This window comes from Kocuria sp. cx-455 (genome assembly GCF_057707085.1).
Genome location: NZ_JBYIPM010000009.1, coordinates 23316 through 47287 on the forward strand (window position 1 = coordinate 23316; position 23972 = coordinate 47287).

Genomic DNA, 23972 nt, shown 5'->3' on the forward strand with positions numbered 1-23972 from the left:
CAGATGGTTTCGGGGGTCAGGAGCCGACGTTCCTGCGACCGGCGCGCTCCACGAAGTCGTCCAGAGCCGTGACGACAGCTGGGACCACCCACACTTTTTGCCCCTGTACCTTGATGGACCGCTCTGCTCGTAACAACCCGGCTTCGGTCAGTGAATCCACCGTGCGGTAGGCGGTTGCTTTCGAGATGCCGGCGATGTCTTCCACCATCCCTGCCGTAAAGGCGGGTTCCGAGCAGCACAACTCGGCAACCGCGCGCAGTGGTGCGGTGACGCGGCGTCGGGAATCCAGGACCTGCCTGTGGAAGGCGCGGATGTCGTTGATCAGCTGATCCGCGTTAGCAAGCGACCCCAGAACGGCATTGGAGAAACACGCCACGATGGAAGCTGGGTTTCCGGCGCGGTAATCGTCCAAGGCATTGATGTAATCGTCGATGTCGTGGAGCAATCCCGAGGAAATAGGAATGGTGATGTTCTGCACCGTCCCACGGGCCCGGAGGAGCGAGGACACGATGGCCCGACCGGTCCGGCCATTGCCATCGGTGAAAGGGTGGATGGTCTCGAACTGGGCGTGGGCGATGGCCGCCTGAACAGTGGGATCCACATCCCGACGCTGCAGGAAGTGGATCAAGTCCTCAATGGCGGCGGGAACGCGAGGATGCTCGGGCGCCACGTACGCAGCGGTGACCGGTGATTTGCCACCGATCCACACCCATTCCTTCCGGTATTCACCCGCATCGTTCTGAACGCCATCGGTCAACACGCGGTGCATGGTGAGAATGGCGTCGGAATCCAGGCGAGAAGCGGCGTCCGTGGCGGCGCGCATGGCCGCTACGTTGCGGGCCACCAACTCTGCATTTCCGCCGATGTGTGCTCCCACGGCAGCCAGGGACAACTTGCGAGCATGAACGGTGAGGTTCTCGATTTGGGAACTTGTCGCGGACTCGCCGCGCAAGAGGACCGCTGCGAACGGCAGCGAAGCCAATCCGCCCGACTCGCGGTCGAAACTCAACATTGCGGCCGTGGCATTGTGCGCGGACGCAAGAGTGTTGTGGGGGAGATCCGGAGTCAACGAGGAGATCCGGGGGACAACTGCTGCCTCAAAATCCCCGGTGTTCCGAATCCGCGCGCGATGAGATGCCATGGGGTCGCGGCGGTCCCAGCGGCGGGTTTCGTGGCCGATGGGGGGCCAAGTGCCTGCGGACATGGGACTCCTTATTGAGACTCTTGCCCCCAATTGTCTCAATAAAGATCTTACTGAGACAATTGCTCGTTCTGGTCTCAATAACGGACACAGGCATGCTGTTGTCCTGCCGTTCGGGCCCCGGGTGGGCCATATGGTGAGGCCTTACTGCACGGTAGGGCGACCTACCGTGCAGTAAGGCGGCATCAAATGGTTTCGGGGGCCAGCTGCCCGAGCGCCTTCCGCGCCGGGTGAGCGCCGGTCAGGCCGGGGAACAGGGCCACGGTGCGGTCGAGCTCCGCCACGGCACCGTGGGCACCGGGGTCGGCGAAGAAGCCGGCCACCGCGGTACGAACCGGTGCCGGGCCGGCGTAGCGGGTCCCGGGGAAACGCCATCGGCTCACCGCAACGCGGGCGACCCGGCGTGCCGAGGCGGCGTCCGCCAGGCGGTTGTGGGCCTCCGGAGCGTAGAAGGCCATGTGCCGGTCCTTCAAACGGCCGACCTCGGTCATGAGATCCTCCAAAGCGGGCTCCGAGCGCCCCAACCGTCGGTAGAGCGTTGCCACCACGGCGGTGTCCAACCACCCGGTGACCATGTGCGCCCCGGTGATGTCCGCCTTCAGGAGATTGGTGCCGATAGCGGCCACGGTGGGCCGACAACGGTCATCCCAGACCCGCAGGATATGTCCCAGCCGTGTATCACCGGGCTCTTCGAGAGGCCGGACGTTGGTGCTCATGAGTGCCTGCAGGGTTGCGCCCAGCCAGTGTTGTTCGTGCGCCCAGGTGGAAAGGAAGGCGGTCACCCTGGATTCGGCGTGTGTGGGTGTGACCAGCAGGTCGCGCATCCTGTCCAATACATGATTCTCCACCGTCCACAGGTAGCTGAGCGTCTCCAGCGTCGGTCCCGACAACGAGCCCATCGTCCCCATATCCAGGTCCGCGGGGTACAAGACGTAGGGGTCGCGCATGTACGCGCGTACGTCGAAGGTGGGAGCACTCATGCGGGCACTCCCCGGGAATCCAAGGCCTCTGCCACCAGGTTCAGCCCCGCCATGCCGGGCAGTTTGGCGACATGGCGATCTATGGCGAGGATTTCCTTGCGGCCTTCGGGGCCGGAGAACAGGTGTCGTAACACGTGGTCGACCTCGGATTCGGGGGAAACCCCGGAACCGACCGGCTGCCACGCGGTGCGCAGGGCCAGGCGGGCCAGTTTCTGGGCGCGTGTGTTGTCCTGTAACCGGGCGCGGGCCTGAGTGGTGTAGAAGGCAATGTGTTTGGCCTCCTGGGAGGCGATCCGACGCAATAGTTCGCCGAGCACGGGGCTGTCCTCAAGCGCGGCCAGGCGCTTGTAGGCCGCGGCGGTGGACCGCTCGTTGATGGAGCCCCACAACATGTGTACAGCCACGAAATCAATGCCCACAATGTTGGACAGCAGTGACTGCTTGACCGGGCTGAGCCGATCCCGCCACCCGAGTTTCATCCGCTTGGCCTTGAGCACGTCGTAGGTCACGGTGATCCCGTGCAGGCCCAGTACGTGGGCCAGGGCTTCTCCGTGCCAGATCTCTTCCCAGTTCCAGGTGGTCATGAACGTGCCCACCTCCGGATCCTTGCGTGAGGGACTGACCAGCATGTCGCGCAGGTAGCACACGGTGTGGAACTCGATCTCGCACATGTACCGCAAGGTGCGCAGAGTGTCGGGCGGCAGGGGGTGATCGCGGAAGACCTCGTAGTCCAGGTCCTCCCAGGTGACCGGCGTGGCCGCTTGGGTGTACCGATCGATATCGAATGCCATGATGTCTCTCCCTGATTCCCGCGCCGCACTCGACGGTGCCTTCGGGAGGCGGGGGCGCCGAGCGGTGCGGTGGTCGTTGCTGGTGTTTCACCACATGTTCGGAGCCCGCGCCGCACCGGATGGGTTACGGCATCAAATTTCGGTGCTGGCCACCAGCGGCAAGGTGGGGGTGGTGGAACCGCCGGCGGGTTCAATGGTCATGGCCACGGCATCGGCCTCGGCCACATCGCCGGTCAACCAGGTGCGAAGTTGGCCTCCGGCAAAGTGCGCGTCGGGAACCGGCGTATCGCCGTCCATCAACCACAGTTGGTACTCGCTGTTCTCCCCGGGGGCGGGCAGGTCATCGGAGACGAACATGGCAGTGTTCTGCTCCCGGGACACGACCAAAGTGCCTGTCCGGCCCCCCACATCCAGGCTTCGCGTGGTGACGTCCGAGGCGGCCAGCAGCCGATTCTCGCGGTCCTGTTCCTGAGCCACGATGTGTTCTTGCTGCCGCTGCTCCGCCTGCACCCCCAGGCCCCACCCGCCCGCCAGCACCCCGGGCACGAGAGCGGTGGACACGGCGGCGACGAGCACGCGACGATAACGACGTCGTAGCGCGTCCAGCGACACGTGCGAGCCCCTGTCGGAGCGGGCGCGGTCTCCCCATGAACCCTTGGCAGGTTGCCGCTCGGGATCCCTGGCAGCAGGCTGGGCCATGGCCATGGCCATGGCCGTGGCCGTGGCCGCGCTCGTGTCGAGGTGCGCGGGCGAGGGGAGGGTGCCGTGAATGGCATCCAGGACACTGGTGCGCAGGGCGGGCGGCGGGTCCTGCGCCACCGCGGCCGCCAGCTGGGCCGTGGTTTCGGCATAGCGGGCAACCTCCGCCCGGCACGGTGGGCAGTCGGCCAGATGAGACTCGAATGCCGCCCGTTCGGCGGGGTCCAAGGCGTCCACGGCGTACAAGGAGGCCAAGTCATGAAGATCGTCGGGGGCGAGACCGGGCTCTGGGATGTCGTGGCTCATTGCTGCGCCCCCAGCGCTGCACCGAGCCTCTTCAAACCGTCTCTGATCCTGGCTTTGGCCGTGCCCAACGGGATGTCCAGCCGTTGGGCCACCTCCTGGTACGTGCATCCGTGGTAATACGCCATGGTGACGGCCTCGCGCTGCAGCGGTGTCAGGGCTCCCAGACCCGTCCGAACGTCACGCGTGTCCATGTCCTGTTCGACCTCCTGCCAGGTCGCATCCATCGGTGCCCCCACCCTCCGACTCTCATAAACTTGTTCTCTGCCCCGTTCCTGCACCACTTGCCGGATCCGATCCACGGCGCGGCGGTGGGCCAGAGTGGACAGCCAGGCGGCCACGGAGCCGCGGCTCGGATCGAAGCGGGTGGCTTGCTGCCAGGCCATTAGGTAGACCTCTTGGACAACCTCCGCGGCAAGCTCCGGTGACCGCGTCAGCCGTCTCGTGAGTCCGTAAACCCTGGACGCGGTGGCGTCATAGAGCGCGGCGAAGGCGGCTTCGTCTCCGCGAGCGCTGCGCAGCAGCAGTTCCGTAAGGTCTTCTCCCCTGTCCTCATCGGATTCTACGTGCGCCCGTGAGGCTGTGTGCTGTCGGGGGGCTGGCTCGTCCGGGGAGTCGGGAAGAGGATCACGGGGGGTTCTCCGGCCTGGGCCGGGCTCAAACATGCTTTCCCACTGGTCATCCCTTCGACACGAGTATTTCTCACGGGGGCGGTCGATGTTGTTCCAGTGTGAATACTGCCACACGCCCAGGACATCGTGGCACCACCGGCACATGCCCCCGGAGTGCGCCGTGACCGGGCGGCTTCCTGGCCAGATGCGTCCGGGCAGGGCTGGACCGTGGCGAGGCGAAGAGGGCCGGAGGAAAGGGTTCACATGGGGAGTTCGTAGCCGAACCCCGGGCGGATGGTTCCATCTCGGGCGTGGTTGCGCCGTGAAAAGAAATCTTAAGGTTTTTCTCAGCTCACCCATCCGGGCGGCGCTCGGCACCGAACTCTCCGTGTAACACCAGCACAAAGCACCCCCCCGCACGCACAGTAAGGAACCGATCATGAACAAGAAGTTGCGTTTGCTCGCCGTTCCCACGTTGGCCCTGAGCGCCCTGGCGCTGCAGGTTGCCCCGGCCATGGCCCATGAGGGCGACATGTGGTCGACCCAGACGACCCTGAACACCATGAACAACTCCGGCACCACCGGTGAGGCCATGGTTGACGTCCACGGCAACCAGGCCACCGTCACGGTCAATGTCACCGGTGCCGCGGAGACCTTCATGGACGGGCCGTTCCCGCACGCCCAGCACATTCACATCAGTGCTCAGGGAGTCTGTCCGCCGGCCTCCGCCGACACCGACGGCGATGGCGTGGTCAGCACGCCCGAGGGCCACCCGTTCTACGGCATGATCGGCACGTCCCTGACGACCGAGGGTGACACGAGTGCGGATTCCGCCCTGGCCGTGGACCGCTTCCCCGGAGGCAGCTCCTACACCTATGAGCGGACCTTCGATCTCAATGCGGAGACCGCTCAGTCCCTGAAGGACGGCAACGCGGTTGTGGTCGTCCACGGTGTGGACCCCGCGAAGATGCCGGCCGCCGCGGCTGAGAAGAAATCCAGTCTGGATCCCAAGCTGCCGCTGGCCGCGACCCTGCCGGCCGCGTGTGGCACCTTGGGCGCGTCGCAGATGGCGGCCATGCCGAACGGCGGAGCCGACACCGGCGTGGAGACGGACACGAACACCGGTGCGACAGTTGGAGTGGCCGCCGCCGGTGTCGGTGCCGTGGCATTGGCCGCCTCCGGGATGTTCGTGGCCCACCGCCGCGCCCGGAGCTGACCGATTCGCATGTTGATCCGGCACGAAGGAGTTCGACTCCCATGACGGGTTCGAGCACAGATCGCCGCGCAGGCCTGATGGCTTGCGCGGCGATCGCTGCCCTTTTCTGCTTTACCGGCTGCACCTCCGGCGGCACTCCGGAGTCCGGGGCCACAGGTGAGGTCCCCGTGGCCTCGGCCAGCACCTCGACAGCCACTCCGGTCCCCAGCACCTCGGCGGCCGCCCCGGTTCCCAGCCCCACGGCCGCGTCGGCAGCCGCTTCCGGGCCCGCGCAAAAAGTGCTGGCCGCATCGGACCCGCAGTCCCTGTCGATCCCGGCCACCGGCACCAGGTCCGAACTACTGCACCTGGGCCTGCGCGAGGACGGTTCCCTGGAGGTCCCACCGGAGCCTCCCGGGTCCCCGGCCGGCTGGTACGACGGCTCACCCACGCCCGGCGAGCGCGGCCCGGCAGTGCTGCTCGGTCACGTCAACGCCACGGGTGGTGGCCCCGGAGTCTTTGCGGACCTTCGCCAACTGCGTCCCGGGGACACCATCGAGGTTGCCCGGCAGGACGGGAGCACCGCTACATTCACGGTCGATCGCGGGGAGGCCTACGCCAAGGACGAATTCCCCACCCTGAAGGTCTACGGCAACACCCCGGGGGCCGAGCTGCGGCTGATCACCTGCGACGGCTACGACCCCGCGACCGGTAACTTCGGGGACAACTACGTGGTGTACGCGACTCTCACCACGTGAACCTGCAAGGGCGGCGTTGGTATCCCGGGAAATCATCCTGGGAGGATGGGGCCATGAGCGTTTCGCGAGCGTCCCTTCCGCTGTCCGGGCAGACCGCGCTGGTCACCGGGGTGTCACGACGGCGCGGGATCGGGTTCGCCGTGGCGCGCGCCTTTGCCCGGTTGGGCGCCAGCGTGTTCATCCACCACTACGGCCCGCACGACCAGGACCAGCCGTGGGGCGCGGACGACCTGAGCGGCGTCGTCGGCGAAGTGCGGGCCGAACTCACCGAAGGTGCCGTGCTGGGTGAGATGAGCGCTGACCTGCGGGACACGGGGCAGATCCAGCCGCTCATCGACGCTGCGCACGCGCTCACCGGATCCCTGGACATTCTGGTGTGCAATCACGCCAAGAGCGGCGGGGACGGCTCCATCCTGGACATGACACCCGAGGCGCTGGATGCCTTTTGGAACACGAACACCCGCTCCACCCTGTTACTGACCCGGGCCTTCGCGCTGCTCAAGACCGATAGACCTACCGAGGCCGCGAGGCCGGGCGATCGATTGGGTAACGGGCACGACAAGAAATTCAGCAAGCCGACCGGTCGCGTGTTCTGGCTGACATCGGGTCAGGGGCACGGGCCCATGCGCGGCGAGGTCGCTTATGCCGCGAGCAAGGCCGCGCTCGCGGGCGTCACCGCCACCGTGGCGGCGGAGCTGCTCGAGCTGGGTATCGTGCTCAACACCGTGAACCCCGGCCCCGTCGATACCGGGTACCTGACGCCGGACGCCACGGATCGCTCGCTCGAGGGCGTGCAGGAATTGCTCGACGCTCAGCCATTCGGCCGTTTCGGTGAACCGAGCGACCCTGCCAAGTTGATCAGCTGGCTCGCCACGGACGACGGCGCCTGGATCGTCGGTCAGGTGCTCACCTCGGACGGTGGGTTCTACCTGGGGTAATTCCGGGTCTGATGGCCCTGGTGAGCCATTTAATGAGGCCTTACTGCGGGGTAGGGCGACCTACCGTGCAGTAAGGCGGGATCAAATGGTGACGCGAGTGTCACGGAGGGTCTTTACCGCCACCACCGTCACCACCAGCACCGCCGCCAGGAACACCAGGCCCAGTCCGGAGAAACCGACCATCGCCAGAATGGGCCCGGCCAACGCGCCACCGGCCGCGCCGCACAAGTTCATGACCAGGTCCGAGGTGCCCTGCAGACCCGGCCGGTCCTGCACCGGAACGGATTCCGTGACCATGGTGGAGCCCGCCACGGTGGATGCGGACCAGCCGAGACCCAGCAAGATCAGCGCCGCCAGAACCAAGGCCTGGTTCTCTGCGCCCAAGAACGTGAGCAACAGTGCGATGGCGAATGTGGCTTGCCCCAGAAGTACGGTCTGCGCGCGGCCCATCTTGTCCGCGAGCCATCCGAACACGGGGGACAGCGCGTACATGCCGGCCACGTGGAGGCTGATGGTGAGCCCCACGAGCGAGAGAGTGGCGCCGTGGCTGGTCAGGTGCACGGGCGTCATGGACATGACCGCCACCATCACAGCATGGGAGAGCGCCACGATCAGGACAGCTTGGCGAGCCGCCGGAACGGAACGTAGACTCCCGAATCCGCCGGCGGGGCCGGGCTTGTTCTTGATGGTGGCGCCCCGGGCGAGTGCGAGTTTGAGCGGGTCCGGTCGCAGCCCCAGGAAATAGACCGTCGCGCCGAGTACCTGTGCGGCCATGGCGATCAGGAAGCCGCCGGTGAACTGGGGGAGTCCAAGGGCGCGTCCCAGGAGCTCACTGGGTTCGAAGAGGTTGGGTCCCACCACGGAACCGATCGTGGTGGACCATACGATCAATGACAGATCCCGGGCGCGAGTCTTCTGCAGGGCCAGGTCCGTTGCGGCAAAGCGGGACTGCAGGTTCAGCGCGATGGCCGCGCCCTGTAGCCCCATGCCGGTCAACAGCAGGGGAAGCGATCCAAGAATGGCGGCCGTGACAATTACGGACGCGCCGAGAATTGCCACCAGAGCGCCGGTGGTCAGCGAGATCCGCCGCCCCCGCCGTTGGGCGAGGCGGGCCAAGGGAATGGCCAGGATCGCCGCGCCCAGGGTGTTCATGGTGGCCGCCAGGCCGGAGAGCGCACTGGACCCGGAAACCTCCGTCACCAGGAGCGCACCCAGCGCCAAGGTGGCGCCCACGCCCAACCCGCCCAAGATCTGTCCGGTGGCGAGGACGATCAGCACCTTGCGTTGTAACCGGGTACTGCCCGCGGGGGGCTTCGTGTAGTGTGTGGGCGGAAAATCGGTCATGCAGGCATCATGACCGATCACGGGCCGGCGCGCATCCTCGTGCGCGGACCGAGGTCACGTGCTCGCCGCACGGTGTCGCCGTCCGGTGAGCGGGTGGTCAGGAGCGCACGGTGAAGGCCCGCTCGTGCCAGCCCGAGGAACCGTTGGGGTCGGGGCGTGCCCGCTCCGAGGTCTGCACCTGCCCGTCCGCGTCCACCGCTCTGACCTCGGCCATGTGGGAACCGGCAGGAAGATCGGTGATGCGCACGGACCACTGCCGCCAGGTGTCTTCGGACGGCACCGCGGCGAGAGTTGCGTCCCTCCACGCGCCGCCGTCCACGCGCACCTGAACCGCAGTGATTCCCGTGTTCTGGGCCCACGCGCTGCCCGCGAGGGTCGTGTTGGGGTCCACGCTTGCGTGTTCCCGGGGGACGTCGATGCGTGAGGACATCTTGATGGGCCCCTCCGCGGACCAACCACGGGGCGTCCAGTAACCTTCTGCTTGGTCGAAGCGGGTGACCTCGAGATCCACGAGCCATTTTGTTGCGGAGACATAACCGTAGAGCCCGGAGACCACCATGCGCACCGGGTAGCCGTGCTCGAAAGGCAGGGGCTCTCCGTTCATAGTCACGGCGAGCATGGCGGTGCGCTTCTCGTCCGTGAGGGCGCTCAGGGGTGTTCCGGCCGTGAAACCGTCCTCGGAGGTCGAGAGCACCATGTCCGCGTCCGGGCTCACTCCGGCCTCCGCGAGCAACTCTCGCAACGGCACACCGGTCCACACGGCGTTGCCCACGAGGTCGCCGCCCACCTGATTGGACACGCACGCGAGCGTCACCGCGCGTTCGTGCAGCGGACGCCCGATGAGGTCGTCGAAGGTCAACTCGATCTCCCGGTCCACCATCCCGTGGATGCGCAGTCGCCACTGGCTCACGTCGATGTGAGGGACGCGCAGGGCGGTGTCGATCCGGTAGAAGTCCTCGGCGGGAGTCAACCATGGCTCGACGCCAGCGACTGGTACCTGGGTCCCGGCGGGGACGGTCTCGCGAGCGACCGGGGTCGGGATGCCCAGCGCGGCGCGCATGTCCGGGACCTGCCGGGCCGCCGACACCGCCCACCGCCCCACCGCGCCCGCGACCACGCCCACGGTCAGCGCCCCCGCGGACAGCTGGAGGAATTTACGGCGATCCAGCGGGTTATCGGCCGCGGGCGCCGCCGCGCGGCCACCCGCGTAGCTGAGGAATGCGAGACCGGCGCCGGTGCCGACAATGACGGGGACGGCGTTGACCGCGTCCGCACCCGCTCGGGTCATTACGGCGGCCAGTCCGACCAGCCCCAGCGCGGCGAGGAGCGAGATGCCCATGCGGCGTCGTCGCCGCTCCACGACGCCGACGAGCAATCCCAGTACCACGAGCCCCACGGCCATCGCGACGAACAGGAAAATCTTGTCCCCGGTGCCGAACACGGCGATCACGGTGTCCTTGACGGGCGCGGGGACAAAGTCCACCACGACGCCGCCCACCGCGGTCAGGGGGGACCCCAAGGGTCCGGTCAGCCACGCGAAGAACTCGGCAATCCCCACGGCCAGGGCGGTCGCGGCCACGCCCAGCAACTGCCAGGCGCCGGTGAAGCTGCGGTGCGTGAGCGGCGGAGTGGCTGCGTCGGCAGAATCCGTGCGGCGTGAGGACGAGGGCATGTCACCAAGGATATGCGGCACCGGCCCAGACCCCTCGTGCCCGTGCCCTGCGAGACGTCGGGCGGGGGAAATTCCCCACGGATCGAGGAGGTTCACACGGTAACGGGACGAATCAGTACGTTTCCGATACCAAAATCCGGTGTCGCAATGCCGCGGGTCTTGGTAGCGTGAGGTCTATCACTCGTTGAGAAAATCAACGATGGAGATTGTCCTCTATTCCAGGAGATCACCGGTGTCCCACTCGGTCAACATCAATCCCGTCCGCGGCCTACTCTTCAACCAGCGCTACAGCCGCGACCTGGCGGCCGTGATTTACGAAGGTCGTACCTTCAGCTTCGACGAGTTCGCAACCAACGTGCGCGAACTCGCGGAGAGCCTGGCGGCGTCGGGCGTGGGCGAAGGCGACCGCGTGGTGTACCTGGGCCTGAACTCCGAGCTGTTCCTGCGCACCATGTTCGCCACCTGGTGGCTGGGTGGCGTGTTCGAACCGCTCAATTTCCGCCTTGCCCCGCGCGAGGTCAGCGAGTTGCTGGTGCGCTCCGCACCGCGCGTGATGATTGTGGAGCCCGGTCATGTCCCGGTGGTCGACGCCGCTCTGGGCGCCCAGGACTCCTCCGGCCAGGAAAGTGCGGGGTGGCCTTTCCAAACCGAAACCGTCCTGATCGACGAGGATCCCGCGGCGCCTCTCGATGACGGCCTCGAAGTTGGCGAGCACTGGATCCCGCTGAGTGGCTTCGTGCAGCGCGCGGAGGGTGCTGCACTCGGCGAACCGGTGGAGACCACGGACGACACCCTGGCGATCCTCATGTTCACCTCCGGCACCACGGGCAAGCCCAAGAGCGTGCGGCTGAGCCACGGCAATATTTTCTGGAACGCATTCAACGTGGATTCACTCGTGGACACCCGCCGCAGGGACATCAACTACGCCGTGGCGCCCCTGTTCCACATCGGCGCGCTCAACTCCTTCACTGTGCGCGCGCTGGTGCGTGGCAACACCACGGTGGTCCGCCGCGGATTCGTGCCCTCCCAGGTGCTCGCGGACATCGAGAATTACGGCGTGAACAACGCCTTCTTCGTCCCGGCCATGTTGCTGTCGCTGACCCACGATCCCGAGTTCGAGGCAGCCACGCTGGACTCCCTGCGCGCCCTGATCTGCGCCGGTGCCCCGGTGCCGCCCGTGGTGATCTCCCTGTTCGAGTCCAAGAACGTGCCCGTCCAGCAGGCGTGGGGTCTGACCGAGACCGCCCCGTTCGCGACCTACCTGCCCACCGAACTCACCTACGAGAAGGCGGGTTCGGCGGGCATGCCCATGCTGTATACCGAGGTGCGGATCGTGGATCCCGGCACGGGGGAGGTCGTTACCGAACCCGATACGCGTGGCGAACTGTGGGTGCGTGGGCCCAACGTCACCACCGGGTACTGGGAGGACGAGGGCGCCACCGCCGCTGCCTTCACGGACGGTTGGTTCCACACCGGGGACATCGGCTACCGCGACCCGGACGGCTACTACTACATCGTGGACCGCCTCAAGGACGTGATCATCACCGGGGGCGAGAACGTGTACCCCGCCGAGATCGAACGCGTCCTGGCCGAGCCCCCGGACATCTCCGACGCAGCGGTGGTGGAGCCCCGGACGAGGAGTGGGGCGAGCGCATCGTGGCCGTCCTACAGCCGCAACCCGGGCACGAGGTCCCGTCCATCGCGGAACTTCGTCAGTTCTGCAGTGACCGCCTGGCACGCTACAAGCTCCCCAAGGACCTCGTCACCGTGGCGGAAGTGCCCCGTAACGGGTCCGGCAAGCTGGACAAGGTGGCCATCCGCCAGTTGGTCAGAGGCCGAAGGCCCGGCCGGAAGGTCGTGCGCGGCGTCGTCGTCGGCGAGGTCCGAAGGAGGAAACCCGCGATCTCACCGCGCGAGCTTACTAAGCTGAACCCATGCAGCCGCACACGGACATCACATTCCGCACCCGCAAATGGGTCAAACCCGAAGATCTCAACGCCAACGGCACCCTGTTCGGCGGGTCGCTGTTGCGCTGGATCGACGAGGAAGCCGCGATTTACGCGATCGTGCAGCTGGGCAATCAGCGCGCGGTGACCAAGTACATGTCGGAGATCGAGTTCGTGTCCTCCGCCGTGCAGGGTGACATCATCGAGATGGGCCTGTCCGCCACCAAGTTCGGCCGCACGTCGCTGACCATGCGCGCGCAGGTGCGGAACATGATCACGCGAGAGCTGATTCTGAGTATCGACAAGATCGTGTTCGTGAACCTGGACAAGGAGGGTCGCCCCACCCCGCACGGGTACACGGAAATCACGTACGACCGCGACCGCATCCCCACCACGGCGGTACCGATCATCCAGGAACTGCGTGGGTCCGAGCGATGAATCGGCTCAGCGCGCAGCGTCTGACACCGAGCTGGGTCTACCACGGCGAGGGCCCGTGCTGGAGCCCCGAGTGGGGCGGTCTGGCGTGGGTGGACATGCTCGCCGGGGACATCCTCACGTTCGGTCGTGACGAGCAGCCGCGCAGGCAGCACGTGGGGTCCGTGGCGGCGTGCGTGCGCCCGCGCGGCAACGGCGGCCAGATCATTGCCGTGGAACGCGGGGTGCTCCTCACGGACGCCGCGGGAAATCCCGAGCGCGAAATCACCCTGTGGGAATCGCCGCAGATTCGCATGAACGAGGGTGGGATCGCCCCGGACGGCACCTTCTACATCGGGTCCATGGCCTACGACCAGTCCGAAGGATCGGCCACGCTCTACCGGGTCTCACCGGACCTGGAATGGCAACCGGTGCTCGAGAACGTCACCATCTCCAACGGCATCGCGTGGTCCCCGGACGGTTCACTCGCCTACTACAACGACACCCCCACGGGAGAGGTCTCGGTCTTCGACTGGTCGGCCGCGAGCGGACTGCACAATCGCCGCACCTTTGTCGCGCCGGTTGTCGACGACGACGCCGCTGCCGGAGCCTGGGACGACCACGAAGAGTACGAACCCGGCAGCGTGCCGGCCAACCCGGACGGGCTGACGGTGGACTCGGACGGGGCGGTCTGGGTTGCGCTCAACGGGGCCGGTCAGGTCCATCGCTACCTGCCGGACGGAACACTGGACACGGTGGTGAGCGCGGGGGCCCAGCAGACCACCGCCTGCACGCTGGGCGGTCAGGACCTGCGCACCCTGTACATCACCACCTCGCGCGAGAACCTGCCCAATGACGTGCAGCCCACCGCTGGTTCCTTGTATTCGGTACGCGTGGCCGTTCCGGGCCTGCCCGCGGGGAGATTCGCGGGCTGACGCCGCCCGGCGGACTCTCGCCCACCGGGACCGGTCCCCGAGACTGACTCGCGGTCGTAATCCGTTATGTTCCGCGAGCCCCTACCGGACCGGACATAGGATGAGCTTTCAAGAGTTCAGCGCAGGCGATGGAGCAAGCGGAGGCATTCCATGGATACACCGGCCACGGACCATCAAGGTCAGAACAATCGTCGGGGGAGTGCCACGGGAATCCTGGAACCGGACCCCGGAATGCCCGCCAGTACCTGGCGGTTGCGCAGTGACGCCTGGGAGTACCTGCGGTTCGCCATGAAGCGCATTGCGCTCGGCAATGAGGACAAGGAAGCCCTCGCCGCGGACAGCGAACTGCGGCGCTCTTTGCGCGCCCTCGAAACCGTGGAGATGTACTGGGCCGGATTCGGTCAGCGCTACGTCGCGGCCATCCGGGAAATGCTGGAACAGGGCGATTACCACATGGCCCTCGAACGGATTGGCAAGGTGGTCAACCGGCTCCGCGGTGACACCGTGCCGGACACGGCCCGCGATGAGCTCGCAGACGATGCGGAGAACTCGGACCTGCTGGTCGACACCGATCCGCGTCCCCGTTTCGAAGTTCTGATCGTGGACGAGAGCGCCCCCGCGGACCGTGACGGTCTACGTGCCGAGGGCCTGCGGATGCGCTCCGCCGCCGATGACTTCATTTACGAGTACGTGATCGTGCCCTCCGCTGATGACGCCGTGGCCGCGGTCCTGACCAACCCCAACATTCTCGCGTGCGTTGTCCGCCCGGGGTTCAGCGAGCGCACCCGGCAACCGTTGAGCCGCGATCTCAAGAACTCCATTCACATGGCGCGCAACCTGGTGAGCCCGGAATCCGCCTCCGCCCGCACCCCGCTCGCATCCATCCAGCGGGTGCTCCGCCTGGCCGACACCCTCGCCGCGCTGCGCCCCGAAATGGACCTGTACCTCATGGCGGGCGCGCACATCGAAGGCCTCTCCGGTGCCTTGACCCATCGCTTCCGCCGGGTGTTCCGGCGCGAGGACAAGCTTGAGCTGCATCTCACGTTGCTGCGCAGGGTGTCCCACCTGTACGACACCCCGTTCTTCTCCGCGGTCCAGGAGCATGCCCGTCGCCCGGTGGGTGTGTTCCATGCCCTGCCGATTGCCCGCGGTGGTTCCGTGGTGGGCTCCAAATGGATCAAGGACCTCCTGGACTTCTACGGGTTGAACCTGCTGCTGGCCGAGACCTCGGCGACCTCCGGCGGTTTGGATTCGCTCCTGGCGCCGGTGCACACGTTGAAGAAGGCCCAGGAACTCGCGGCCCGCGCCTACGGCGCCAAGCACACGTTCTTCGTGACCAACGGAACCTCGACCGCCAACAAAATCGTGCACCAGGCACTGTTGTCACCCAATGACGTGGTGCTCGTGGACCGCAACTGTCACAAGTCCCACCACCACGCGGTGGTGCTCACCGGCGCTCGCCCCGCGTATTTGGAGGCCTACCCGCGCAACGAGTTCGCGTTCTACGGTGCGGTGCCGCTGTCGCGCATCAAGCAGATGCTGCTGGATTATCGCGCCCAGGGGCGCCTGGACGAGGTTCAGCTGGTCACGCTTACCAACTGCACCTTCGACGGCATCGTCTACGACCCCGAGCGGGTCATGGCGGAGTGCTTGGCCATCAAGCCGGACCTGGTTTTCCTCTGGGACGAGGCCTGGTTCGCGTTCGCGACCTTCCATCCGGTGACGCGACGTCGTACCGCCATGTGGGCGGCCGCCCACCTCAAGGAACGGATGGGGACAAGAGCGCACCAGATCGCTTACCGCGAGCAGCAGAAGCGGCTCTTCGACGAGCACGGCAATCCCGCGCCGGACGAGGTCTGGTTGGAGGAGCACCTGCTCCCCGCCCCGGACGCCAAGATCCGTGTGTACGCAACCCAGTCCACGCACAAGACCCTCACGGCGCTGCGGCAGGGATCCATGATCCACGTCCACGACGACGAATGGGTCCGCGAGGCGGAGGAACCCTTCCACGAGGCGTACATGACGCACACCTCCACCTCGCCCAACTATCAGATCCTCACGTCCTTGGACATCGGGCGCCGGCAGGTGGAGCTGGAGGGCTACGAGCTCGTGCAGCGACAGCTGGACCTGGCCACGAGCCTGTCCCAGGCCATCGCTCGGCACCCGCTGCTGCGCCGCACCTTCCGGGTGCTCACCGCCCACGACCTGGTGCCCCGTGAGAATCGTGAGGTGGGCCGCCCCATGCCCCTGCGTGACGGGCTGGCCAGTATGTGGGAAGCGTGGACCACGGACGAGTTCGTGGTCGACCCCAGCCGTATCACCATTGAGATCAGCCGGACCGGTGTGGACGGTGATACGTTCAAGCATGACCTGCTCATGGATCGCTACGGCATCCAGGTCAACAAGACCAGCCGGAACACCGTGCTGTTCATGACCAATATCGGCACCTCGCGCAGCGCGATCGCGTACCTCGTGGAGGTGCTCGTGAAGCTCGCTCAGCGTTTCGAGGACGAGAGCACTCAGCTCGATCCCGAGATCGCAGCGAAGGTCGATGACACCCCCATGCCGCCGTTACCCGACTTCAGCTCCTTCGCGGACGGGTACGCGACCGATAAGGACCTGCCGGACGGTGACATGCGCGCCGCATTCTTCAAGGGTCAGCGCCGCACGTCGGTGGAGCACGTGGGCCACGAGGAACTGCGCGAGCGAGTGGCCAACGGTGAGAAGCCCGTCTCGGCCGGCTTCGTGACTCCCTACCCGCCCGGTTTCCCGGTGTTGGTGCCGGGCCAGGTCATCTCCCCGGACGTCCTGGATTTCATGGCCGTGCTGGACACCCGTGAGATCCACGGTTACGACCCGCGCAAAGGCTACCGCGTCCTGCGGGACTCGTAGTTCGGCTCGGCGGGGCGACGTCGCATCGGTACCGGTGCTCCGTGGTGCTCCCGTTCTCGGGCGTGGACGGCGGGCACTCACCGCTCAGGGTGGCCGCTCAGGTGCTCTCCGACAGCGCGGTCAGGGGAGCAGCCCCAGTTCGTCGTTGAGTCTCTGCACGTGTCGGTAATAGTCCACATTGCGTAGTCGGCTCGCGGCGGCAGCGTCCAGAATCACGGTGGCGTGGGGGTGCATTTGCAGCACCGAGGCCGGGCACGCTGCCGAGACCGGACCCTCCACTGCGGCCGCGACGGCGTCGGCCTTTTTGGCTCCCTGGGCCACGAGTACGGCGTGGCGGCTGTCCCGGATGGTTCCGAGTCCCTGGGTCAAACAGAGTTTGGGGACCGTCTCGTCCTCCCCGAAGAACCGGGCGTTGTCCTCGCGGGTCTGTTGAGTCAGCGCCTTGATGCGGGTTCGCGAAGCCAGCGACGAGGACGGCTCATTGAACCCGATGTGCCCGTTGGCCCCGATCCCCAGCAACTGCACATCGATCCCGCCAGCCAGGCGGATGGTCTCTTCGTAGGCCGTCGCGGCCCGGTGCAACGCCTGCGGATCCGGGTCAGCGGCGTCGGGGGAGTGCAGCGCTGCCACTGGTAAATCCACGTGATCCACGAACTCGTCACGAATGGTCGCCCTGTACGAGCGCGCGTCAACCGGTTGCAGCCCCACGTATTCGTCGAGTGTGAAGGCCACGCACTCGGCGAAGGACAGGTCGGCTTCGCGGTGGCGGCGGATCAACTCCCGGTACACCGGCAGCGGTGAACTTCCCGTGGCCAACCCCAGCACGCACGGACCCCGCTCGATCCGTGCGGCGAAGATCGCCGCAGCTGCCTGCCCGGTCTCCGCCGCGGATTCACACAGCACCAGTCGCACGGTGTCAGCCTTCCACAGCGTTGACGAACCACGAGGTGATCGTCGTGGGATGAGTGATAGCGGTGCCAACCACCACGGAATGGGCACCGGCCCCCATGGCGGCCGCCGCCTGGGTGGGGGTATGAATTCGCCCTTCCGCAATGATCGGTACGCCGATATCCGCCTGACGCATCGCCTCGAGAAGTGCAAGGTCCGGTCCGTCGGTTTTCGGCCGTTCGCCCGTGTACCCGGCGAGCGTGGTGCCCACCAGGTCCGCCCCGGCATCGGAGGCGGCCAGGGCGTCGTCGAGACTTCCGCAGTCCGCCATGACCAACGCGTTGGTTTCGCCATGAAGACGCGCGATGGTCTCCTCCAACGACAATCCGTCCGGTCGGGATCGACGAGTGCCATCGATGGCCACCACGTGCGCGCCCGCCAGTGCCACGGCGTAGGCGTGCTGATACGTGGGCGTGATGTACACGCCGGAGTCCCCGTCCTTCCACAATCCGATCACCGGCATCTCCACCGCGGAACGCACCGCGTGAATATCGGAGATGCCTTGGACCCGCACGGCCGCCGCTCCGCCCCGCACCGCGGATGCGGCGACCTGGGACATGGTGCGCGGATCTCTCATGGGCTCGCCGGGGTAGGCCTGGGCCGAGACGATCAACCGCCCGGCCAGGGACTCGATCACTTGGTGCTGGGTATACGTCATTGACTCTCCTCGATCTCGGTGGTTGCTCCGTCCCAGAGACTCGCGGCCCCTATCAACGCGGCATCGGCCCCCAGCTGGGCGCGTTGCGCAGACAACCCGCGGACGGCGGGGATCAACTCTTCCGCGAAGGCCTGCTCGAGGTGCGGCCACCACAGGTCGCCGGCCTGGACCAATCCACCACTCAGAACGATCACTTCCGGGGACAGAATATTCGCGACGCCTCCCAGCGCCGACCCGAGGGCGCGGCCGGCTGTGGCGAACGCCTCCCGGGCGGTTGCGTCCCCCTCCCGAGCTTGCTCCGCCAGCTCCGCCGCGGACGACGACGTCGCTCGCCCGCCCGCCCGTCGGTACTCGTTCAGGACGGCGGGGCCGGACGCAATGGCCTCAAGGTGTCCCGCCCCGCCGCACGGGCACGGTAGTCCCGCCGCCAAAGACGAGGGCATGTGTCCCAGGTGCCCGGCGGCTGCATGCCGTCCGGTCACCAGCCGGCCGTTGCAGATCACGCCCGCCCCGATTCCCGTACCCACCGCCACGAGTAGCGAATCACGCGCGGTGGCAGAGGCACCGTAGGATGCCTCACCCAGGGTATGGGCGTGCACGTCATTGACCACTCGAACGGACAGCCGCGTTCGATGCTGTAGTTCCGTGATGAGATTCGTGCCCGCCCACCCGGGAAGCGCATCGGTTGCCGAGATGACCAAGCCGCTGTCGGGATCGATCACTCCGGCAGAGCCCACGGCCAGGAGCAGGGGAGCCTGATCGTGGGGAGCCACGGCCGTCAGTGCCCGAGCCACCAGATCGGCCACGGCGTCCAGGACCGACGAGGCGCCGAGCCGGGCCGGGGTGGGGGCGGAATGCACGTTGGTGACCCTGCCCCCGGTCACGACACCGGCGCGGATCTTGGTGCCGCCCAGATCCACGGCAATCACGGGTCTTGAGGTCACAGGAGTCCTTCGGCGACAACGATCTTCCGAATCGCGTCGGTCTCGTCCTCCTCCAGTGAGGCCATCGGCTCGGACATCCGGTTGGACTCGATGATGCCCATCAGCTGCAGCGCGGTCTTAAAACCACCCAGCCCTGCGGCGCCCGCGGAGACACGACCGGGGGTGGCCGCCAGTACGATGCGGAACAGCCGAGCCAGGCGATCCTGTTCGGAGGCGACCGCGGTCCAATCACCCTCCCGAGCGGCGTCGAACATGCGAACGTAGCCGGCGGGGTCCACGTTACCCAGCCCGGGAACCACCCCCGCGGCGCCGCCCAGGAGCGCGCCGTCGGCGGCCACCTCGTGTCCCGTGAACGCGGCGAACTCAGGAAGATCCTTGGTGTCCAGAAGGAGCTGGCGGAACGAAATATCGTCACCGGAGGAATCCTTGACGCCGGCCAGGACGCCGTCGTGGGCGAGGCGGATCGCCACGTCCAACGGCAGCTTCTGGTGCGTGCGCACCGGAATGTCGTAGGCGAAGACCGGCACATCCACGTGTTCGGCGACCGCGCGGAAGTGGTGTTCGATCTCGGCGGCGTCGGACAACGCATAGTACGGAGTGGTGACCACGGCGGCGTCGCCACCGATGGCGAGCACACGGTCCGCTTCGTCCAGAACGCGCGCCGTGGACTGCTCGTTGAGGCCCACCATCACGGGTACCCGACCGGCGGTCGCCGCAATGGTTGCGCCCAGGACCCGATCACGCTCAGCCGCGGTCAGGTACGGGGTTTCACCGGAGGAACCCAACGCGAAAATGCCGTGCACACCTCCGTCGATCAGGTGATTGACCAGCGCGTTCAGACTATCCAGGTCCAGCTCGCCGTCGGTGGTACGGGGTGTGAGGAGGGGAGGGACGATTCCATGAAATGCAGTCATGATGACTCCTTTACTTGACGGTGTCGGTGGCTGCCGTGGTCACCAGTGGGGTGCCCGCGGGTGCTACCGGGGATGAGGTGCGGCGGACATACTCGGAGTTCTTGCCGTAAATGGTCAGGGGCACCACGTCATGGGGGTTCTTACCCAGCAGTGCCCCCGCGAGCGCGGAGACGATGTAGCCGAAGACGACCGCGCCCACGAAGGCCGCCGCGGACACGGCGAACGGAGTGAACTCGGTGTTCTGCTGGACCCAGAACGCTGTCGCTGCGCCCAGGACCAAGCCGCCGATCACGCCCACGGTGTTGGCGCGTTTGGTGAAGATTCCCAGAGCGAAGACGCCGGCCAGCGGCACCCCGAACAGACCGGTGATGCTCAGGAACAAGTTCCAGGTCTCGGCCTGATCCGTGGCGGAGAGATAGAGGGCCACCGCCACGGAGAACCCGCCGGAGACGATGATGACCACGCGGGCGAAGCCTACGCCTTGACGTGTCTGGCCGTCCTCGCGGGGGAAGAACCGATCGCGCAGGTCCACGGTCACACACGCGGAAATCGAGTTGAGGCTGGAGGAGATCGTTGACTGAGCGGCAGCGAAAATCGCGGCGATCAACAAGCCGGCCACACCCATGGGGAGCGCGGTCACCACGAAGTAGGGGACCAGTGCCGAGGTGTTGAAACCCTCGGGCAGATTGCCCGCGTGCTGATAGTAGCTGTAGAGAACCGTGCCGATGCCGTAGAACAGCGGGATGGTCAGCAATGCCAAGAACCCGTTGACCAGAAGAGAGCGCGACGTCTGCTTCAGTGACGTGGTCGTCTGGTAGCGCTGCACCACGTCCTGGCTGGCGGTGTACTGGTGCAGGTTATTGAAGACCGACCCCAGGAAGATGATCGGGATGGCCGCCGCCGCCCCGCCGATCTGCCAGTTCCGGGCGGTGATGAACTTGTCATCATTGACCGCATCGGTGACCACGGTGCCCAAACCACCATTGATGGCCGCGATACCGAAGGCCAGGATGAGCACGGCACCCAGGAGCAGGATGATGCCCTGGACCACATCCGACCAGATCACGCCCTCGATGCCACCCAGGAACGTGTAGACGACGGACAGTACGCCCACCGCCGCGGCCACCACCGCTGGGTTGATGTCGGTGACGGAGCTGATGGCCAACGTGGGCAGGTAGATCACGATTGCCACGCGGCCCACGTGGAACAGCACGAACAGCACCGAGCCAATGACGCGAATACTCGGACCGAACCGCTCCTCCAGGTACTCGTACGCCGTGGTGACGTTGAGTTTGCGGAAGAACGGGATGTAGAACCAGATCAGCAGCGGGATGATGGCGAAGATCGCCACGTTGCCGGCCGCGTAGGACCAGTCCGTCAGGAACGCCTGTTCCGGTGTGGACATGTAAGTGATGGCGGACAGTGTGGTGGCATAAATGCTGAAGCCTGCAGCCCACGCGGGAATTCGTCCGTTGGCAGTGAAGAACGAGTCGGTGCCGGTGCTCGCCTTACGGGTGAACCACACGCCGATGGCCAGGGTACCGAGTAAATAAACGACAATGACGGCCCAGTTGAGCCCGCCGAGTCCCGGGGTTTCCATAAGAGTCCTTTTCGTGAGGGCGGGGACCAGCCCCTCGAAAACGCGGGTGATCCTCAATGATCTTCCGGACGTAGGACGTCCTACGTGTGGAATATACTTGGTCGTGACGGAGCACACAAGAGGCCACCCGGACGCCGCTGCCGTGTGCACTGTGGTCCCGCACGGAAAGTCCGGAGTGAGAGCCCACAACAAATTGAGGCACTATGACATCAAGAAGTAACCCCGCCCCGACGGCCAAAGGAGGATGCCCCGCATGAGTGATCTCGCTGCCCCTGGGCGCGGCCGGCACACCATGGAGCAACTGCAGCAGCGCATCACGGACCTGATTCTGGATCGAGGTCTGAGGGTCGGAGACCCGGTTCCGCCAGAGTCCGAGCTGCGCGAGATCTTTGGAGTTTCCCGTAATTCTTTGCGCGAAGCGCTCAAGATGCTGCAGGCGGTCGGGATCGTGGAGATCCGCCACGGCTACGGCACGTTCGTTTCGGGGCACCCCCTCGCGGCACTGGGACGCACCCTCGAATTCCGGGCCCGCTTGTCTTTGCAGAGCTCCGGGGTGGCCGCGCAGGAGTTGGTGGACGTGCGCGAAGCGCTCGAGTGCGGCTTAGTGGGACGCGCCATTGCGGCCATGGACCCCGAACGCCTGCAGCGGTTGGACGCCATTGTCTGCGCCATGGAAGCGCGAGCGCAGCGCGGGGAGACGGTGCGGGCCGAGGACAAGGACTTTCACCGGGTACTGTTCGAGCCCATCGACAACGCGATCCTGGCCGAACTGCTCACCACGTTCTGGCACGTCTACAGCGGCATCCACCAGAGCTTGGAGACGCCCACGGGGGAGACCACTGAGCACGTCACGGACACGGCTGCCGCTCATCGCGAGATTCTTGATGCCGTCAAGGCGGGCGACTCGGCGGCTGCCGCCCGGTTGCTAAGTGGTCATTTCGTGGGCATCAGACGGTTGATTGAGCGGGCAACCGCGAATTCGCAGCCCGAAACCGGGCCCCTGCAACCGGTGAGCCGATGACCCACACACTGATTCATCATGCCCACCTGATCACCGATCAACAGATCATCCGGGACGGATGGTTACTGCTCACTGGCGGTGTCATCCAAGACCTGGGAACAGGGGATTCTTGGCGCTCGCGGGTGAACGGCAATCAGGAGGATGCAGCAGGTCAAACACATGAGGTTGACCTGCGGGGAGCCTGGTTGACCCCGGGGTTCGTGGATATCCACTGCCACGGGGCGGGCGGCTACGCGTTCGATGACGGACCCGCGGCTGCCCTCAAAGCAATCGACGTCCACCGACAGCACGGCACCACGTCCTCCGTGCTGTCCTTTGTCGCGGATGCCGTGCCGGCCATGGCAGAGCGGCTTGCATGGGTCTCTAAGCTCACGCGTGAGAACCCCACCGTGCTCGGTTCGCACGCGGAGGGCCCGTTCCTGGATCCGGGCCATCGGGGGGCTCATGCTCAGGACCTGCTGGTCACACCCACGCCGGCGGCAATTGAGCAGCTCATCGACGCAGCGGAGGACACTCTTCGACAGCTCACCCTGGCCCCCGAGCTCCCCGGGGCCGCCGAAGCCATCGAGCAGCTGCGAGCCGCGGGCGTCACGGTGGCCGTCGGACATACGGACGCCAGCTTCGACGACGCACTGCGAGCCTTTCGCGCCGGTGCCGGTGTTCTGACCCACGCGTTCAACGCCATGAATCCGCTGCATCACCGCCGGCCGGGACCCGTGGGGGCCGCCCTCGAATGCCCGGGAGTCTCGATCGAGGTGATCAGCGACGGAGTCCACGTGCACCCCCGTGTCATAGCCACGGTGTTCGCTTCGGCCCCGGAACGTACCGTGCTCATCACGGACGCCATGTCCGCCACGTGTATGCATGACGGCGCCTACACCCTCGGCGCGCTTCCCGTGACCGTGACGGACGGGGTGGCCCGCCTGACCGGGGGCGACACCATTGCCGGTTCCACACTCACCATGGACAGGGCCGTCAAGCGCGCGGTCGAAGAAGTGGGCCTGCCGTTGGAACAGGCCGTCTACGCCGCCACTCAAGCGCCGTTGCGCGCGATCAATGCGGGCGAAGATCGTGGCCGGTTGGCACCGGGATTGCGAGCCGATCTTGTAGTACTCACCCAAGACCTCACCGTTGCCGATGTCTACGTGGCCGGCGAGAAACTGCAATGAGGGGCGGCGCGAGCGCTGACACGGGCTACCATCTCGGCA

20 protein-coding genes and 2 pseudogenes are annotated in these 23972 nt (G+C 66.2%); 10 read left to right on the forward strand and 12 right to left on the reverse strand.

The window, feature by feature from the left end; translation table 11 throughout:
* Window positions 1-16: 16 nt before the first annotated feature.
* The 5 genes from AC3ENJ_RS12550 to AC3ENJ_RS12570 form a co-directional block, all read right to left on the reverse strand.
* Window positions 17-1204, reverse strand: coding sequence for a Fic family protein (locus tag AC3ENJ_RS12550; RefSeq protein WP_431814280.1), 1188 nt, complete (start codon window positions 1202-1204; stop codon window positions 17-19).
* A gap of 182 nt (window positions 1205-1386) precedes the next feature.
* Window positions 1387-2181 (reverse strand): hypothetical protein, encoded by a 795-nt coding sequence (locus AC3ENJ_RS12555; RefSeq protein ID WP_431814281.1) that lies wholly within the window; start codon window positions 2179-2181, stop codon window positions 1387-1389.
* Entirely contained in the window at window positions 2178-2972 is a 795-nt protein-coding gene (locus AC3ENJ_RS12560; protein ID WP_368629687.1) for a ferritin family protein, read from the reverse strand. Before AC3ENJ_RS12560 ends, AC3ENJ_RS12555 begins: the two co-directional genes overlap by 4 nt.
* A gap of 132 nt (window positions 2973-3104) precedes the next feature.
* A complete protein-coding gene (locus tag AC3ENJ_RS12565) occupies window positions 3105-3977 on the reverse strand; it encodes an anti-sigma factor (RefSeq protein ID WP_431814282.1) in 873 nt (290 codons plus the stop codon).
* A complete protein-coding gene (locus tag AC3ENJ_RS12570; RefSeq protein WP_431814283.1) occupies window positions 3974-5119 on the reverse strand; it encodes a sigma-70 family RNA polymerase sigma factor in 1146 nt (381 codons plus the stop codon). Before AC3ENJ_RS12570 ends, AC3ENJ_RS12565 begins: the two co-directional genes overlap by 4 nt.
* Between AC3ENJ_RS12570 and AC3ENJ_RS12575 the strand changes: the two genes are divergently transcribed.
* Genes AC3ENJ_RS12575 through AC3ENJ_RS12585 form a run of 3 tightly spaced genes read left to right on the forward strand, consistent with a single transcriptional unit; the run spans window position 5025 to window position 7476 of the window.
* Window positions 5025-5801: a hypothetical protein gene (locus AC3ENJ_RS12575; RefSeq protein ID WP_095798531.1), complete on the forward strand. Its 777-nt coding sequence runs from the start codon at window positions 5025-5027 to the stop codon at window positions 5799-5801. The genes AC3ENJ_RS12570 and AC3ENJ_RS12575 overlap by 95 nt on opposite strands.
* Before the next feature lie 41 nt (window positions 5802-5842).
* Window positions 5843-6538: a class F sortase gene (locus tag AC3ENJ_RS12580; protein ID WP_095798532.1), complete on the forward strand. Its 696-nt coding sequence runs from the start codon at window positions 5843-5845 to the stop codon at window positions 6536-6538.
* A gap of 53 nt (window positions 6539-6591) precedes the next feature.
* On the forward strand, window positions 6592-7476 hold the full coding sequence (locus AC3ENJ_RS12585; RefSeq protein ID WP_431814284.1) for an SDR family oxidoreductase: 885 nt from the start codon (window positions 6592-6594) through the stop codon (window positions 7474-7476).
* Window positions 7477-7557: 81 nt separating this feature from the next.
* On the opposite strand, the gene AC3ENJ_RS12590 is transcribed toward AC3ENJ_RS12585, so the two are convergent.
* A complete protein-coding gene (locus AC3ENJ_RS12590; protein ID WP_431814285.1) occupies window positions 7558-8820 on the reverse strand; it encodes an MFS transporter in 1263 nt (420 codons plus the stop codon).
* Window positions 8821-8917: 97 nt separating this feature from the next.
* Window positions 8918-10492 (reverse strand): molybdopterin-dependent oxidoreductase, encoded by a 1575-nt coding sequence (locus tag AC3ENJ_RS12595; RefSeq protein ID WP_431814286.1) that lies wholly within the window; start codon window positions 10490-10492, stop codon window positions 8918-8920.
* Between the two features lie 199 nt (window positions 10493-10691).
* On the opposite strand from AC3ENJ_RS12595, the pseudogene AC3ENJ_RS12600 reads away from it, so the two are divergent.
* From AC3ENJ_RS12600 to AC3ENJ_RS12620, 5 genes and pseudogenes are all read left to right on the forward strand, one after another.
* Window positions 10692-11903: pseudogene (locus AC3ENJ_RS12600) on the forward strand (AMP-binding protein); the annotation flags it as partial.
* Between the two features lie 245 nt (window positions 11904-12148).
* A pseudogene (locus tag AC3ENJ_RS12605) lies at window positions 12149-12232 on the forward strand (hypothetical protein); the annotation flags it as partial.
* A gap of 194 nt (window positions 12233-12426) precedes the next feature.
* Entirely contained in the window at window positions 12427-12876 is a 450-nt protein-coding gene (locus AC3ENJ_RS12610; RefSeq protein WP_190782303.1) for an acyl-CoA thioesterase, read from the forward strand.
* The gene (locus AC3ENJ_RS12615; RefSeq protein WP_431814287.1) at window positions 12873-13787 is read left to right on the forward strand and encodes an SMP-30/gluconolactonase/LRE family protein; all 915 of its coding nucleotides are present in this window, start codon (window positions 12873-12875) and stop codon (window positions 13785-13787) included. Before AC3ENJ_RS12610 ends, AC3ENJ_RS12615 begins: the two co-directional genes overlap by 4 nt.
* 150 nt (window positions 13788-13937) lie before the next feature.
* A complete protein-coding gene (locus tag AC3ENJ_RS12620; protein WP_431814288.1) occupies window positions 13938-16679 on the forward strand; it encodes an aminotransferase class I/II-fold pyridoxal phosphate-dependent enzyme in 2742 nt (913 codons plus the stop codon).
* Between the two features lie 120 nt (window positions 16680-16799).
* Here AC3ENJ_RS12620 and nagB read toward each other — a convergent pair whose 3' ends face one another.
* Genes nagB through AC3ENJ_RS12645 form a run of 5 tightly spaced genes read right to left on the reverse strand, consistent with a single transcriptional unit; the run spans window position 16800 to window position 21743 of the window.
* Window positions 16800-17591 carry a glucosamine-6-phosphate deaminase gene (gene nagB, locus AC3ENJ_RS12625; RefSeq protein ID WP_431814289.1) on the reverse strand — a complete coding sequence of 264 codons (792 nt, stop codon included), beginning with the start codon at window positions 17589-17591 and terminating at the stop codon, window positions 16800-16802.
* 4 nt (window positions 17592-17595) lie between these two features.
* Window positions 17596-18285 carry an N-acetylmannosamine-6-phosphate 2-epimerase gene (locus AC3ENJ_RS12630; RefSeq protein WP_431814290.1) on the reverse strand — a complete coding sequence of 230 codons (690 nt, stop codon included), beginning with the start codon at window positions 18283-18285 and terminating at the stop codon, window positions 17596-17598.
* Entirely contained in the window at window positions 18282-19229 is a 948-nt protein-coding gene (locus AC3ENJ_RS12635; RefSeq protein ID WP_308495938.1) for an ROK family protein, read from the reverse strand. Before AC3ENJ_RS12635 ends, AC3ENJ_RS12630 begins: the two co-directional genes overlap by 4 nt.
* Complete coding sequence (locus AC3ENJ_RS12640) at window positions 19226-20143, reverse strand: dihydrodipicolinate synthase family protein (protein ID WP_190807746.1); 918 nt, start codon at window positions 20141-20143, stop codon at window positions 19226-19228. Before AC3ENJ_RS12640 ends, AC3ENJ_RS12635 begins: the two co-directional genes overlap by 4 nt.
* 10 nt (window positions 20144-20153) lie before the next feature.
* The gene (locus AC3ENJ_RS12645) at window positions 20154-21743 is read right to left on the reverse strand and encodes a sodium:solute symporter family protein (protein ID WP_431814291.1); all 1590 of its coding nucleotides are present in this window, start codon (window positions 21741-21743) and stop codon (window positions 20154-20156) included.
* A gap of 253 nt (window positions 21744-21996) precedes the next feature.
* On the opposite strand from AC3ENJ_RS12645, the gene AC3ENJ_RS12650 reads away from it, so the two are divergent.
* Together AC3ENJ_RS12650 and nagA are read left to right on the forward strand one after the other, a co-directional pair.
* On the forward strand, window positions 21997-22764 hold the full coding sequence (locus tag AC3ENJ_RS12650; RefSeq protein WP_431814292.1) for a FadR/GntR family transcriptional regulator: 768 nt from the start codon (window positions 21997-21999) through the stop codon (window positions 22762-22764).
* Window positions 22761-23933: an N-acetylglucosamine-6-phosphate deacetylase gene (nagA, locus tag AC3ENJ_RS12655; protein WP_431814293.1), complete on the forward strand. Its 1173-nt coding sequence runs from the start codon at window positions 22761-22763 to the stop codon at window positions 23931-23933. The genes AC3ENJ_RS12650 and nagA overlap by 4 nt, the downstream gene beginning before the upstream one ends.
* The last annotated feature ends 39 nt before the right edge of the window (window positions 23934-23972 follow it).